Origin of the sequence: Chryseobacterium sp. JUb7, from assembly GCF_024806495.1 — a bacterium.
GTDB lineage: Bacteria > Bacteroidota > Bacteroidia > Flavobacteriales > Weeksellaceae > Chryseobacterium.
Map to the genome: position 1 here is coordinate 33,062 of NZ_JANUFF010000020.1, position 17,070 is coordinate 50,131.

Here is a 17,070-nt window from a genome sequence, read left to right on the forward strand (position 1 = left end):
CGGACATTCGTTTTAGAAATATATAAGTAAGATTACTTTAAAGTAAACTTCACCTTCGTTTTAATGGCGTCGGAAGAATTTCCGATTTGTGCTTCAAAATCTCCCGGTTCAGCTACCCAGTCGTGTTTTTGAGCATCGAAGAAACTTAGAGCTGTTTTGTCAATCGTAAAGGTCACTTCTTTTTCTTCTCCGGGATTTAAATATACCTTTTCAAAACCTTTCAGTTCCTTGGTAGGTCTTTCAACGGAAGATTTTAAATCAGAAATATATAACTGAGCAACTTCCGCTCCGGCTTTCTTTCCTGTGTTTTTTACAGAAACGGTAAATGTAATTTTATCGTCCTGAGAAATTGTCGTTTTATCGGCTTTCGCTTTTCCAAACTCAAAAGTAGTATAGCTCAAACCATGGCCGAAACTGAATAAAGGTTTGATTTTTTTCGTGTCATGCCAACGGTATCCAACGAAAATTCCTTCATTGTAGGTAATATTGATTGGGTTTTGCTGATCTTTCCCTTTTCCTGCTGCCAGCTCATCTTTTTGTCCAGGATATTCTCCCAGCTGATGCGCTGAATTATCCTCCAGCTTCACAGGGAAAGTAAATGGTAACTTTCCGGATGGATTGGCATCACCTGCCAGTACTGATGCGATTGAGTTTCCAGCTTCAGAACCTAAATACCAGGATTGTAAAACCGTCGGAACTTCCTTAATCCATGGCATGGCCACTGCATTTCCTGAAACTAGTACTACAGCAAGATTTTTATTTGCTTTTGCCAGAGCTGCAATCACATTATCCTGATTATATGGTAGTCCGTAGCTTTTTCTGTCGTTTCCTTCACTGTCCTGGAAATCAGCTTTGTTTAATCCTCCTACGAAAATAACATAATCAGATTTTTTTGCCAGTTCTACAGCTTCGTTTAGTAATTCCTGAGGCGAGCGCGTATCTTTCAGATCCTGACCGGATTTTACACCGTTGTATTCCCCACCGATATCACCGACGTAACCTCTTGCATATTGTACATCAGACTGTTTTCCGAACCTGGCTTTAATTCCGTCTAAAGGAAGGGTTTCATATTTCACTTTTAATGAAGATGAACCACCACCAACAGTCATGATTTTAATGGCATTTTCACCGATTACGGCAATTTTTTTAGCTTTATTAAGGTCGATCGGAAGCACGTTACCCTGATTTTTCAGCAATACGATTCCCTCTTCACCGATTTCTTTAGCTACAGCTTTGTGCTCTTCAGAAGCAATATTTCCGAAAGGCTTGTTTCTGTTCATTGTTGTTTTATAAGCAAGGGTCAAAAGTCTTGTCACTTTGTCATCAAGCTCTTTGGTTCCGACCTTTCCGGATTTAATTAAATCTAAATAAGGTTTTGCCAGATAATAATTATCATACGCATTTTTTGTCCCTGCGGAAAGTCCGTTGGTCCAGCTTCCGAATTCAAGATCCAGTCCGTTATGGATAGCCTGCTCGGTATTGTTTACAGCGCCCCAGTCGGAAACTACAACACCTTTGTATTTCCATTCACCTTTCAGAATATCATTCAAAAGATATTGGTTCTGGCTTGCATACTGACCTTTGTACATATCATAAGCACCCATGATTGTCCAAGAATCTCCTTCGGTCACAGCCGCTTTAAATGGTGGAAGATAGATTTCATATAATGTTCTGTCGTCTATCTTTACATTGCTGGTATGACGGAACATTTCCTGATTATTCAGGGCAAAATGCTTCACCGAAGTGGCTACACCATTGGATTGGACCCCCTTGATATAAGGTACGACCATTTTTGAGGTCAGATAAGGATCTTCACCCATATATTCAAAGTTTCTTCCGTTCAGAGGAGTTCTGTAAATATTCACTCCTGGTCCCAGAAGAATGTCTTTTTTTCTGTAACGGGCTTCTTCACCTAAAGCTTTTCCATAATTCCACGACATTTTTTTATTCCATGTTGCAGAAAGAGCAGTTAAAGCCGGGTAGGCAATAATAGAGTCATTAGTCCATCCTGCCTGGTTCCATTCATCCCACATTACTTCCGGACGTACTCCATGAGGACCGTCTGTTGTCCAGAATTCAGGAATTCCCAATCTTGGCACTCCCGGAGAGCTGAATTTTGACTGAGCATGAAGCATCGCAATTTTCTCTTCAGTGGTCATTCTTGAAAGTGCATCCTGAACACGCTGTTCTACAGATTTTGATTCATCTAAATAAACGGGTAAAGTAGTATTTGATTGAGCCATATACGAAGCAGAAATAAGGGTGAATAAACTTACAATGGCAGTTTTCTTTAACATAAAAGCCTTTTTTTGATTGGAAACAAAAATAAGGAAAATATTTATTATCTCAAATTGAGAAAATGAATATTTTGAATAAATGGTTATTTCTAACCAATTGATTGTTTCAAATTTGTAGGTTTCAGGATCAGTTTTTAAAAGTATTCCATTTTATAACTTAGAGCATGTTTAAATTTAGCTTGAAAAAAACTCTAAGAGGTTCCGATAGTTCGTCAAGCTCACTACAGGCTGAGCTCAACCTGATACCTCCAAATCATACATTGAGTACCAGATTGGTCAGTCTTAGTCTGTCGAAGATCATAATTCAGGGTTTTTGAAAACCAATATGTTGAGAATGTCTTAATGAAATTTAAGCAGGCTTTTATGTGTTAAAAAAGAAAAGACATCATTTCAAAAGAATTGAAACAATGTCTAAATATATAATAATAGAATATTTTTGTCGGCAAATCAGCTTACAGCCGATTGCTTATAGCTTTAAATTAATTCCAGCCTTTCACTGCACCTCCTTTGAAAATTTCTGCTGCTTTTTTTACAACTTCATCAGACTGGTAAGCTTTTAAAAAGTTTTTTACTTTTTCAGCATCTTTGTTATCATGCCTTGCAACAACGACATTCACATAAGGTGAATCTTTATCTTCTTTAAAAATTCCGTCTTTATCGGCATCCAAACCGGCCTGTGCGGCAAAATTATTATTGATAATCGCAATTACCACCTCTTTATCATCCAATACTCTTGGTAATTGAGGTGCTTCGATTTCCAGGATTTTTAACTGTTTCGGGTTATCCACAATATCAGTAACTTTTGGTAATAATCCGATGCCGTCTTTCAGTTTTAGTAAACCGTTTTTCTGTAAAAGAAGTAAAGAACGCCCTCCATTGGTCGGGTCATTCGGAATGACAACTGTACTCCCGTTTTTAAGTTCATTAATATTTTTTATTTTTTTTGAATACGCTACGATAGGGTAAACAAAAGTATTTCCTACAACTGCCAGTTTATAGCCCCGTTGTTTTGACTGTTCGTTCAGATAAGGAACATGCTGAAAAGCATTGGCGTCAATATCGCCGTTATTCAAAGCTTCGTTGGGCACAACATAATCATTGAATGCCACCAGTTCTACGTCAAGGTTATATTTTTCTTTAGCTACTTTTTTTGCTGTTTCTGCAATTTCCTGTTCCGGACCGGAAGTGATTCCGACTTTAATATAGTTCGGATCATCTTTTTTTGAAGATTGACAGGCAGTGAATAATAAGAGTCCTGCTGTTAATAGACCTAAAATCTTTATTTTTTTCATTGTAAATTATTTTTCTTTAAAAAATGGCGAAAAAGCAAAAAGGCTAAATTTTGAGTTACTAGATAAAAATAGAATATGGCTTTACACCTTTTTGCTATTTTTTCGCCGGATTGATGGCTGAAATTTTCAATACCACCACACTATTTCACGTACACATAATATTTTCTGAAGTGCTCATATTTTTATATTCTCAAATACTGAAATTATTCAACATTCAAGGTTAACGATGATCAAATCTTTTTGCCAGTCTGTCTCCGGAAAACTGAATGATAAAGACGATGGCAACCAGTAAACCCAAAACCAGATTCATAATCACTGCGTCATAACCTATATAACCGTATTGATACCCGATTTGTCCCAGTCCGCCGGCTCCTACAGCTCCTCCCATCGCAGAATAACCGACTAAGGTGATTAAGGTAATGGTAGCATTATTGATTAATGAAGGTAATGCTTCAGGTAACAAAACTTTCCGGATAATCTGAAGTGGGCTCGCTCCAAGGGCTCTTGATGTTTCAATCAGTCCCTGAGGAACTTCAAGAAGGCTGTTTTCCACCAGCCTTGCAATAAAAGGTGCGGCACCAATACTCAATGGAACGAGTGCAGCGTTCATACCGATCGATGTTCCGACTATACTTCTTGTAAAAGGAATCATCCAGACAATTAAAATAATGAAAGGGATAGACCTGAAAATATTCACCAGAACAGATAGAATTCTGTTATAAATTTGGTTTTCCAACAATTGATCTTTTCTGGTTAAAAACAATAAAATTCCAACAGGCAGCCCCAGAACAAATCCGAAAAACCCTGAAACAAACGTCATATAAACCGTTTCCCAAACTCCCTTTGATAAAAGAGAAATTACTGTATCACTAAGCATATCCTCTTACTGTATTTTGAATTTTATTCTGATTGAAATAATAGATCGCCTGTTGATTTTTCTCCTCTTCCCCCTGAAGCTGAAGCAGCAATTTTCCAAAGTTGGACTCGCCAAGATATTCTACATCCGCTTTCAAAAGTTTGTAAGGAATTTTATATTTATCATAGACTATTGAAAGTAATTCTTCAACAGATATTTTTTCGTTCAGCTCTACTTCAATAAGGGGAAATAATCCCTCTTGCGGCTCTTTTTTTAGTTTTTTATTCAGTTCTTGCGGTATAGTCATAACCCCAGAGTTTAAAAATTGTTTGATAATAGGATTCTCTTTGTCGGAGACAATCTCGCTTAAAGTTCCTTTGGCTAATAATTTCCCTTTGTCAATCACAGCTACGTGGTTGCAGACCGTTTTGATGACTTCCATTTCGTGGGTGATTAATAAAATCGTAATGCCCAGTCTCTGGTTGATATCTCTCAGTAACTGTAAAATAGACTGAGTGGTTGCCGGGTCGAGTGCACTTGTTGCTTCATCACAAAGCAGGAGATAGGGATCATTGGCTAAAGCTCGTGCAATGGCGACTCTTTGCTTTTGTCCACCCGACAGACTTCTGGGATAATCATTGGCTTTATCTTCCAGTCCCACGATGGTCAGCAGTTCGTTAACTTTTCTGTTGATATCGGTTTTATTATTATGATCCAGTTCTAAGGGAAGGGCAATATTTTCAAAAACCGTTCTTGATGAAAGAAGATTGAAATGCTGAAAAATCATTCCGATTTTTTTTCTCTCGCGGGCTAATTGTTTTGAATTTAATTTTGTAAAATCTTTTCCGTTAATAATAATTTCACCCTGATCCGGCCTTTCAAGGAGGTTCACCGTTCGGATTAAAGTACTTTTTCCGGCTCCGGAAAATCCTATGATTCCGACAATATCACCTTTTTCGATATTGAGGCTCACGTCATCCAATGCTTTAAAAGACTGTTTCTTCTGGTGAAAAGTTTTTGAAATATTCTTTATCTCTATCATTTTTGATTCTGTTCTTATTAAAAAAAGGCTTTACCGCGTGGTAAAGCCTTTAAAAATATGTCATATAAAAGTAAGGTCAACCACAGCAAATTTGAAATTCAGGCATACAGCAATACATCATCATAGTATTGATGGTATGTTTTCTCACTGAATTGTTTTTAAATTCTGCCTTCATTATATAATATCCTGATTACGGTTGCAAATATAAGGCATAAATTCTTATTAGTCCACTAAAAAAGTAGACTTTTTTGTTTTTTTATCATATTTGAATTTTTGTTAGATTTAATTTGTAATTAAAGTACTTTTTAATATCGTGAATTTTAGTAACTTTAGATACTTTAAGTAAGGTAAATAATTGATACAGCAAGTGTCTGTATAATACAAGTTATAATAGTATATGGTACGCATAATAATTACTTCTCTAATATTTCTTTCAATTAATAACTGCGGTAGTTTACCCTGTAAAAACGGAGAAAACATGAAAATAGATATTATCCAGCTAGAAAATCTTTCAAAAGATAAAAATTATAAATCAAAAAATAAAGAAGTTGTTTTTGAAGCATCGGGCGAAGGAGGCTTTTATATATACGAGAAAAAGAAAAATAAAGATATAAACATTAGCGTATCTAAAAAGAACTCTAAAATTTTTCAAGTTACCAAGACTGTTAAATACTCGAAAGAAAATATTACAGAATTATTTTCTTACTTATCAAATGGCAATTTACAACAGTATATAAAATCTAAAGATTCTGAAATAATTCAGAAATTGGGTATGAAACCAGTTTCTGTTAACCGATACGTTATGATAATTGAGAGGTTTAATGAGAGCAGAAATATAGTATTCCAAAAAAACTATAATAGTCTTTTTAAAATAAAATTAAATGATATTCTTGCAATTGTCGAAAAGAATGAATATAAAGATGTATCAATATCAAAAATTTATTTAGATGACGAACTGACAAATGTTCCAATTCTAGGACTAACGAAAAATGATTTTAATTTGAATACACCTTATTGGGTCATAAGATATAGTAAGATTGAAGGTAGTAATGAGTTTTTTCTGAGAATTTATGATGGTATATCCGGCAGATTTATTTTAGAAAAAAGTTCAAGTGTAATTTTCATATCTTAAATTTATAAGTAAGATTTAAAAGTAGCAGGCTGATTTAATCGGCCTGCTACTTTTTTATATATAAATAATCAAAAAAAATAATACGTCGAGTTTTGACGTAATGCATTAGTAGTTTTGCTTTATTCATAAGCGAATAAATAAGGGAAATGATATTTTAATGATAAAACTTACTATGAAAATATAATTTCTAAAATAAAATTTAATACGTCGAGATCTGTCGTTAACCAGAACTAGTTTTGCTATTAAGAATAAGGAATCAAAAAATAAAATATTAAAAATAAAATAAATATACTTAATGTAATAAAAACATTTTCCCTTGTTTTATTTGCTTCTATAAAAAACAAACAATAATTATTTACGAAAAAATATAAGTATTTTATTACACTTAATTATCATATTTCTGCTCTTTCTTTCAAGGCAATTACGATATCTATGAAACTTTATTTTTTTTATAAATATAGAATAGTATTTCGTTCAAATAATTTATGCTGACAGAATAGTCAATAAATACTTATTAATCTTTCATTTAACAACTAAAATTTTTTATAATGTCTATAAATAAATTTTCCCCTAATTCCCACTTTTTTGTGGATCATACTAACATTTCAACTCCAGATATTGCTAATTTGGCGGTAGATGGTTTTGGTCCTGTACAAGGCAATCTGTCAAGTAAATATAGGACTACTTCCTTTGTAAGATCTTCTGCTGTTTCAAAAGTTTTTGCAATTTGTGACGGATATATTCTTATACAAAATAATACAGAGGATAACTCTAAAGTGAATATTATCCTACGGCCTACTGTCTCTTATTCTCCCTTTAAAATTAAGTATTTTATATATAGAGGTGTAAATAAGGCTGATATTATAAATGGTGCAAATTTAGCATCTTCTACCAGTAATTCTCCAGATTTTCTTAAAAGGATCTGGGCATTAAATTTTGCTATTTCAACAGCTATCAATGTGCCTCCGGCTACCCAAATAGAGGCTAAATCAATAGGGTATGACGCAAGTATGCCTGATACTACATTATTAGATGAATTTTTTTTTAAATCAGATTCAGAAATTAGTTTACCTAAATGTACTAAAGGAGAGTTACTAGGAAATTTCTCAGGATTCATAGGTTTGGATATCGTGATAGATAGAGGTGATTATCATCTTGATTATGAACAGGAAACTTTTAATTTTAACTTAGGTTTTGCAAGAAAATATAATCATGTATTGGATTTATCTCCAATTTCAGGAGCTGCTGCAAAGAAAAAATATAAAGAATATATTCATCAGTTTATTGATGCTGCAGCATTTTGGGGAGCTCATATCAATAATGGAAATTTACGTTTTCATTCGATGACAGCACCTGTAAGTTCTGGAGGAGATATTTACAATAATGCCGTGAAGCATTATCAGACTAGACATAAGCTTTATTTCTATTTAGTGGGAGAAAGAGGTAGGTCTTACAATTATTATGGAACATCATTATATCCTACTGGAAAAGTATCGGTTACTTTATCTGGGCAGCCAGAAAATCAAGTAAGTTATGAACAAGACGGATGGCCTATTTTAATTAAAGAATTTGACCAACCTTTAGCAACTACTGTTAATAGATTTCAATTTAGTTTTGAGTATAATTTAGATACCCAAGTATATAGTACGGATATTAATTTCTTTGCTTACCTAAACTTTCCTAGATATGATGCAGAGTGTTTTAAGGATGTGAATGAATTAGGAAATGGCTATCCAGTTGGCCAGTGTAAGCCTATTGTTTCTTTATTTAGTAATATTGGTTTACCAGCAACGTCCCCCACAAAAAATTATCCTGTTTCTTCTTTTCATTTCGGCTATATAAAAGCTTCTCAGCGTTTACCATCACAAAAGTATCATGAAGATTTATGGACTTTTAATACGAAAGATATTTTTGAGACTCCCGGTAGTGGAATTAATAAAGTTCACTTGCTTAATCGCTACAATACGGCCAACTTATCTGATTTATTAAAGTTTAGAAATGCAGTTACTCAACAAAAAGTTTTTAGTGACTATGGTAAAAATTTAACTGGAGGAGTAAAAAAACGAAAATTATATATTGCAAGTATTACAGATACATATGGCAGTGAAAATAGTGAGTTGAATAATAGTGCATTTAATGTTTCCAAAACGAGTGAAACGATTAAAAGTAATGAGGAATTATCATCTTTCTTATTTAACGATAGAAACTATGCTATTTATAAAGGTAAAATCAATGATAGTGGTAATGACATTTCTACATTGTCACTAATTCATAAAGAAAATCATAGATTAACGCAAAAATTTTTCTTATTTGGAATTACTGAAGAGGAATATAATAAAATATTATATAATAATCTTACGCCCATAACAGGTTCTTCAACATCACATCTTCCATCGGATGTTAGCAATATCTCTATTCATTTGAACGAAGTCAGCTCTCCAGCTAATAAAAGTTATAAGAAATACAGCGTTGGATTAAAATTTGAAAATAGTGCCGGAAATTTGGAAATTAAATATCCAACAGGTTCAAATATTGTTGAAGTTTTTACTGTAGATGGATTATTTTTCTGTTCAAAAGAATTTGCCAGTTATCAAGAGTTTTTCTCAGAAATTTCAAGTAATGAAGTGCACTTTAGACCAAAAACTGATTGGCAAGGAGAATTTGGTTTTGACTGGATTAGAATCCAGGACTCAGGTCTCCCTGGTGATTCTGGAAATAGAAAGTATTTACAAACCGTAGGACATTATTATCTGAATGCAACAACGGATGAGAAAGACGATAACGATACCAATTTTCGTGCTGAAAAAGAAGAATTTCATTCTTTAACACAAAATTTTTTTTCTTATCCAAGACAGTTAGGTCTTGAATCAACTTATTCTTCACCATGGTTAGCAATATATCCCTCTAAGAATCATTTAGGTGTCGCAACACCGTTTCCTAAATTAAATGAAGAAGGAAAAGATAAATGTTTAACTACTGTTAGGCTTAACCTAATCCTAAATTTCAGTTCTCCATCCGCAATTTCCCTATTGAAGTTAAAGTTTGAAAAGAAGCATTTTGAGATACGATCAATAAATACATCCTTAACTTCAATTTTGCCTGATACAACGGATGAATCAGGAAATATTTTTACCAATTTAAAAATTAATAATACTTCTTCAGGTGCTTTTCCCAATTCAATAGAAATAGAAGTTAAAGCTAAAAATGAATTTGCGGAAGTAAAAACCATTAGATGTATATCTACTGAGGGGGGGGGTGAAAAATTTTCAGGAGAGCTTAAAGTGATACCAAATTCTAAGGATAACCGATATGAAACTAGTATTTTACTTATTAACTGTACGACAGATTTAGATCCATCCTCAACAGTGACTGGTTTGGAAACGGTAGCACCATTTGTAACTAGAAATAAAATATTAAGTGAAATTAATAAAACTTTGAATCAATCATTAATTGATATAAAGGCCTTCAGGACAGTTTCTTTAGATCTGACAAGAGCTAGCAGACCTGTATTTTACACATCTTATGGAGCTATTGCTGGGACTGCATATCTCCGACCTAGAGTACAGCATTCATATATTAAAGGTCTACTTAGTTCTTCCGACCAAATAAGTAATGAAATAAAAATTTTCTGTATTGATGAGCTTTGTGGGGAACCTGCTCCAGTAAGTGGAACTATTGTTACCTCTGGTGAAGTATCAAAAATTAATGTTCCCGATATTATATTATATAAATCTGGTTTATATAAAGCAGTACCCGCAAGTGATAATGATGTAAATACATCAGGGCATGAGAGTATGCACGGATTAGGATTATATCATTCTTTTTCAGACGATAGTATGTACACCATGAAAAAATTTATCACAGATAATATTATGGACTACAAAAACAGTACTTCGTTGACAACCGGTTACAGAACAACTTCAATGAAATACCAGTGGAATGTTATGAAAAGAAATCCTGTCATACTCAAAGAAGTATAAGTTTCGTACTTCATGTATGGCTATATCAACTACCAAATAAGTAAAAAAAATATGAAAAAAATAAATGTCACAGAATTAGAAAATTTATCAATAGCAAGTGTAGATGAAATTTTAGATAATAGAAAAATTATCCCAGAGGCTTCTGGAGAAGGTAGTTTTTATATTTATGAAACAAAAGACAATACTATAAGTACAATTTTTGTTTCGAAGAAAGATTTTAAAATCGTTGGAATCACCGAAAATATTACAAATATCAGGGAAAATACAAATGACTTTTATACTTATAATTCAGAAGGATTATTACAGAAATATGTAAAATCTCAAAATACCGAAACAATTCATGTTTCTGAAAGCGACGAAATAGCTGTTCAAAGGTATGTGAAAATAATTGAAAAATTCAATCAAGGTGAATTATATGAAAGCAAAAATTATGATGAGTGTTTCAAAATAGACATACAAAGTATCATTAATGTAATAAAAGAAAATAGCTATCAAAATGGATCTATCTATAGGATCTATCTGGATGATGATCTTACAGGCATTCCTGTAATAGGATTAACACCACAGGATTTTGAATTAAAAAAGTCCTATTGGGTATTGAAGTTTAGAGAATCCCTAAACAGCAATGAATTTATTTTTCGAATATATGATGGAGTTCATGGTGATTTTCTTAAACAGAAAAGCTCAAAAATTTTTAATAACCTATAAAAACCAATAACTAAATATGTCTCAACCAGTATACTATCCGGCTATATCCGAAATTGTAACTGTTAACGATATCCCTGAAATATTATCTTTCGTACGTGATGGAATTGTACATTTATTTGATAAAATGTATTATAAAAATTTGCAATTCTCAAAGAGTATTAAAGGAGATGCAGCATTCTACAGCTTAGATATCGTCAGTTTACAAAAATTAGCAATTGAAATTCCCGGAACCAATATTTCTTTTGTTTTAAATCCTGATCATCAGGATAATAATATTTCTTCTTTCCCATTAACTGTAGAATGGGAATGGAAAGCATTAACGTACAAAAATTCTTTTAATCTGAGCACTGTTTCTTTTTCAGTAAAAGATTATTTTAATTTGTTACTTGAAATTTTTAACATTACAGAAAAAGAAGTTTTAAGCTTAATCTTAAAAAATATTTTAAATGATAACTCGACATTGTCCGGCATCAGTAAACTGATTTCTGATGTCAATGCACAGTACGGAGTTGCAATTTCATTACCAATTAATACTGAAAATGAAATTGATTTTATAGTTAATGAGATTAATAATCAAACCAACCTTCCTGTATATGAAGTTGTCGTTGCTTTGTATCTTACCAATGGTTCAATTAGTGATTTAAATAATAAACTTAAAGCTATATTCGCTGAGTTAGTCCCTATAGATATTGCAACATTCATCAAAGATATTATCTTACCAAAAGCTCGTGCGACATTAGCGCTTTCTGCAGGTATCGAATTTCCAAGAAATATGCTTACACCTGTTTATCCGGAAGGAACAATAATAAATAGTGAAGATGTTTCATATGAAATAATTCCTGCAACTAATTCAAATGCCCCCATACAAGAGCAAACTCCTAAAGCAATATTTACTTTTGCAGAGGCACTATTTTATGCTGATACAACACAAGGTTTTGGATATAATATGGATCTTGTTATTAATACAGTAACACCGGTACAAATAGGAAATACAGGACTTATTGTAAACATACATAATTTAAAAATAGACCTTAGTACAAAAAGTAATTTTCCTGAAGCCGATGAGGATGGTCGTCCTCCAGAATTTATGGGAGTTTATACAGAGCAAACAGATATTTTACTTCCTAAAAAATGGTTTTCAAAAGATGATACAGTAAGCCAAACCCTTAAAATATCAGGAAAGCATCTCTTAATAGGAACAGGAGGAATTTCAGGAACTATTGCTCTAGAAGCTATTGATACGGGAAATGCTCCAGGTCAAATGGATTTTTTATGGATGAAGCTAGATAAAAATGCTGAAAATCCATGGAGTATCGGCTTTAACTCTTTTGATATTACCTTCAAACAGAGTGATATTGTCTCATCCAATATTAAAGCAAGACTAGTAATTCCAAAATTTGAAAGCTCAAATGGCGCCCCTGCAACAATAGATGTAACGGGACATTTAGATGCCGATGGTGATTTTCTTTTAACAGCGGCAGCCGTTCCGCCTTTTGATCCAAAAATCACCTTACCAGGAGTTTTCGCCTTGCATTTAAAGTCCGTAGAACTGGGCAAGGAAGACGGTAAGTTTTTCATCGGCGCTTCGGCCGACGTAGAATTCTTAGGCACTTTCGGCGAATTATTAAAAGGTCAGACTTTAAGCATTTCCGCATTAAGGATTTACAGCGACGGTCATATCGACTTCAGGGTCAACGGTGGCAATATGACGCTTCCCAAGCCTATCAAAATTCCGATTGGACCGGTAGACGTTTCAGTTACGGCGATCCACTTTGGTTCTCACGAGCGAGAAAAAGGAGGAGTTATCCGTAAGTACAACTACTTCGGCTTCGATGGCGGCGTAAGTATCGGTGTCGCAGGAATTGATGCACGAGGAGACGGAATCAAGTATTACTATACGGTTGATAATAATGATGCTGAGGGTAAAGGACCGGATTCGTATCTTCATATCCAGACGATCCATGTCGATATGATCATTCCTGCGAATTCGAGTGATCCTACGGTTTCGATCAAAGGATGGCTTTCGATCCCTGAGCCGGGAGAATTCCAGGAATATAAGGGCGGTGTGAGCTTAAAGGTTAAAAACCCTAGAATCACGGGAGGCGTAGATATGCGTCTTGCGCCCAAATATCCTGCGTTTCTGATTGATGCTCACATTGAACTACCGAACCCTATTGCGCTTGGTCCGGTATCTATTTATGGCTTCCGCGGTCTTTTAGGCTACCGTTATGTGGCTGAGAAAGAAGCGATCGGGATGACTTCCGAGAACACGTGGTATCAGTATTATACCGCCCCTGAGCGTGGAGTTGGGGTTAATAAATTCAACCGTCCTGATAAGACAGAGCATTACAATTTCCCGTTCTCGTTAGGAGTCGGTGCCCTTTTAGGTGATACGATGGCCAATGGAAATATCATCTCAGCCAATGCGATGCTTCTGTTGTCTTTACCGTCGATGGTGATGGTCGATGCCAGGATGAAGCTTTTATCGAGCAGGGTAACGTATCAGGATGATCCACCATTCTTTGCGTTCTTTATTTTCGGAGATAATTCTTTGGAATTCGGATTTGGAGCGGATTATAAATTCCCTGAAAGTTCAGGAGATATCATCAAGCTTTATGCTGAGATTCAGGCCGGTTTCTTCTTTAACAATCCATCGGCTTGGTACATTAATTTCGGAACCAAGCAGGCGCCTATTACGGCAAGTCTTCTGAAGAATCTCTTTACGCTGAAAGCATTTTTAATGATTTCGGGCAAAGGTATTGAAGCGGGAGCACGAGGAGAATTCAGGTTCGACAGAAAATTCGGACCGATTAAGATTTTTGTTCTGGCTTATCTTGAACTGGGTGGAAAAATCAGTTTCCAGAAGCCCCAGATGGGCGCTTACTTTGAGGCTGGTTTAACGATTGATATCGATGTTAAAATCATCCGTATCTACGCTTCGGTCACGATCCTTCTTGCGGTAGAATCTCCCGAGCCTTTCCTTATCTACGGCGCATTCAGTGTAGCGTTTAAGATCAAGATTTTATTCTTTAAACTGAGCTTCAGTGCCAAGATCGAGCTTAAATGGGAATTCAATAAGACGGTTGACAGAACGCCTGTGAATCCGTTTACAGAAATATCAGATCAGACCGAGAGTCTTGTCAAAGGGGTGAGCATGCTTACCAATGAGACCTTTGATCTTCAGCAGGTTAGTAATCCTGAATCTTATCCGGCGGTAAATACGATTACCAAAGTGGTCCCACTGGATACCTATATTGATATCAAAACCACGAAGGGCTTACTTCCGAGCTCAATATCCAATGAGATCATTGGCGGATATACGAGCGCTGCGGGTAATGCCGTAGATCTTATCCCGCCTGATAAGGTGATGAAAGGTCTTGAAATGAGACAGGTCAAACACCAGTATACGCTTGAGAGTATCGAGATCAATGCCTACAAAGAAGAAGCGCATGTTGATCCTGCTACCGGTCAGCTGATTCCTGCAGGATGGATTAAATATAACCCATTCAAAGCTATGGATCCGGGTAATACGTATCTGGATGCGGCCAAAGCGGGTCAGTGGCAGAAAAAGGACAATCAGTACAATGCGATCCGTATTTTAGGGATGACGCCATTCTCTTATACGGAGCAGGGAAATCCTGGTTGGTTTATTCCTGAGCAGTACGGCGTGATGCCATCGACCCTGTTCTGTACAGGGCAGAATATCGATGATTCACTTTCCGACTTTTTAGATAAGCCATTGAATACGCAGTATTATGCATCGAACAACAGCTTCTTCCAGAGTAAAGGAGCTTCTTACCAGATCTCGGGCGATGTACAGTATAGTGTAGATCCTAACGGCAATCCTGTGATGCAGGGCGATTCGGGTAAGGTATCTGATGCCGTAAATATCTATGGCTTCGATAAATCACTGGAATTCAAGAACAAATCTCACCTTACGATCATGCTTCCTGCACCGTCTCAAAAGGTTGAGCTTAAGCTAAGTACGTACAGTACAGGATTAACGATTCAGTATTTCAGTCCTCTAATTGATGATACGCAGTCTTTTGTTCAGTACGATATGGATGAAGAATACTATTCACGGGATACACTGAATGATAAGATTGAGGTTCCTGAATATATTGCGAAAAAAGGGATTACAAAAATCGTTATTATTCCTGATGTAGCGGATTCCGTACAGATCAATCTTATCCAGGAACAGATGGCAGTATTGATGCAGCAGGGTTATCAGCAGGCTTTGGGCAATGGCGGCTATGTCGGGCAGGTACAGCCAAGCGACTGGCAGCAGTATATGAGTCTGCAGTCTCAGCTGGAAAAACTGCAGTCGATCGGATGTGAGGGTATGAGACAGGATAAGGACGAGATGTTGTGCAAACTATACCCACAGATTGTCCAGCATTATAATAATGACTTCTTCCCCGGAGGTGTTAATGCTCCTAATGCATTACAGTTCGGAGCTTTCATCAGAAGTAAGGTAGAGTCGGGAGTTTTCCATTCGATGCTTTCAGACTTGCAGTCGGGTATTACTTCATCTGCTTTATATACTGTTTATCTGGATCAGTATGCTAAATTGCTTGAAGATCTTTCATACTATGTTGGCAGTAATCCGATGGATAACCTGGGTATTATCTCTCGTTTTCAGTCTTTAAGAACGAAGTTCAGACAGATTGAGAGATTGTCGAGAGATATGAATATCTGTGTAATTTCTACTTTGTGTAATTTAAGTACAGAGCTTTCTACCAAAGAGTTTGGGATCTTTAATGACAGACCACCGATGAGCAATTCTCCATTTATGGAAGCTTACAATCAGTTTATCGAAAGTCATCCTGAATATTTCTATCTGAATGATGTTTTATTCAGACAGATTAATATCATCTCTACGACGCTTATGAGAGGGTGGAGCTATTATGTGATGTATCGAGGAGCCTATAATACGGCCTGTGAAGAGATTATTTCAATGCTTAAAGATTTGGGCAACTGCTCAAGCAGCAAGAAATGCTTTACGTTATTCCACGAGGTTAAATGGTTATCGGTAGAAGATTATGAGTTCAATCTTAGTATTCCTTCTCAGGCGGCTATTGCAGCCGAAGCCCAGGCAGCTGTTGCCGCGATCACGCATTCTGTACAGCCGATTTGGAGACCGGATACGGCGTATTATATGAAGTTTACGGTTAAAGATACAGTAGATAATTTGGTTCACAAGCCTTATACTTACGGTTATGCCTTCCGTACGACGGGACCTTTAGGGTTCTTCCATCTGGACAGGGATGCTACGTATGGAGATATCAAGATTGAAAATCCGGACGGATCGATCCATATTTTGGAAGATACCACAGGAGTTCTCCGCGATACCAACTGGAATACCATTGAGCAGCAGACGGCACATCCTGATCAGTATCCTCATACCTCTTTGAGAGCGTACATCGATTACCAGCGATCTTATCCTAATGCAGACGGAAACCTGGTGAATGCCAAGCCGTTATTCTACCAGGATGATACGACAGAAATCTCTATGTACTTTACTTCGAGTTATGTCTCTAAACTGTTAGATGGATGGCCAACCTATAAAGGTCTGAAGCCTCTTGGAGGAACAATGAAGATCATTATCAAAGACCCTGTGGAAGGCATTTCGGTGATTAACCCACCTTATATCGGTGCCAGCGAGCAGTTTATCGAGACTTCACCTAGTGAGATTTCCCAAACCTTCGAAGAGTGGCTTACGGATACCGACCCTGCTATTCCAACCGTATTGAGCCAGTATGC

General features: G+C 35.8%; 8 protein-coding genes. 4 read left to right on the forward strand and 4 right to left on the reverse strand.

Annotated elements, in window-relative coordinates:
• Nucleotides 1–32: 32 nt before the first annotated feature.
• From M2373_RS21920 to M2373_RS21935, 4 genes are all read right to left on the reverse strand, one after another.
• The gene (locus M2373_RS21920; RefSeq protein WP_259113529.1) at nucleotides 33–2,297 is read right to left on the reverse strand and encodes a glycoside hydrolase family 3 C-terminal domain-containing protein; all 2,265 of its coding nucleotides are present in this window, start codon (nucleotides 2,295–2,297) and stop codon (nucleotides 33–35) included.
• A gap of 479 nt (nucleotides 2,298–2,776) precedes the next feature.
• Entirely contained in the window at nucleotides 2,777–3,589 is an 813-nt protein-coding gene (gene metQ, locus M2373_RS21925; protein WP_259113531.1) for a methionine ABC transporter substrate-binding lipoprotein MetQ, read from the reverse strand.
• A 220-nt stretch (nucleotides 3,590–3,809) separates the two neighbouring features.
• Nucleotides 3,810–4,466 carry a methionine ABC transporter permease MetI gene (gene metI, locus M2373_RS21930; RefSeq protein WP_259113533.1) on the reverse strand — a complete coding sequence of 219 codons (657 nt, stop codon included), beginning with the start codon at nucleotides 4,464–4,466 and terminating at the stop codon, nucleotides 3,810–3,812.
• Nucleotides 4,459–5,487 carry a methionine ABC transporter ATP-binding protein gene (locus tag M2373_RS21935; protein ID WP_259113535.1) on the reverse strand — a complete coding sequence of 343 codons (1,029 nt, stop codon included), beginning with the start codon at nucleotides 5,485–5,487 and terminating at the stop codon, nucleotides 4,459–4,461. The genes metI and M2373_RS21935 overlap by 8 nt, the downstream gene beginning before the upstream one ends.
• Nucleotides 5,488–5,965: 478 nt before the next feature.
• On the opposite strand from M2373_RS21935, the gene M2373_RS21940 reads away from it, so the two are divergent.
• The 4 genes from M2373_RS21940 to M2373_RS21955 form a co-directional block, all read left to right on the forward strand.
• Complete coding sequence (locus M2373_RS21940) at nucleotides 5,966–6,619, forward strand: hypothetical protein (RefSeq protein ID WP_259113537.1); 654 nt, start codon at nucleotides 5,966–5,968, stop codon at nucleotides 6,617–6,619.
• 548 nt (nucleotides 6,620–7,167) lie between these two features.
• Nucleotides 7,168–10,599, forward strand: a complete 3,432-nt coding sequence (locus M2373_RS21945; RefSeq protein WP_259113539.1) for a hypothetical protein — start codon at nucleotides 7,168–7,170, stop codon at nucleotides 10,597–10,599.
• A 51-nt stretch (nucleotides 10,600–10,650) separates the two neighbouring features.
• Nucleotides 10,651–11,307, forward strand: coding sequence for a hypothetical protein (locus M2373_RS21950; RefSeq protein WP_259113541.1), 657 nt, complete (start codon nucleotides 10,651–10,653; stop codon nucleotides 11,305–11,307).
• Nucleotides 11,308–11,323: 16 nt separating this feature from the next.
• Nucleotides 11,324–17,070, forward strand: a 5,747-nt coding sequence (locus tag M2373_RS21955) for a hypothetical protein (RefSeq protein ID WP_259113543.1), incomplete at its 3' end; no start/stop codon positions are given.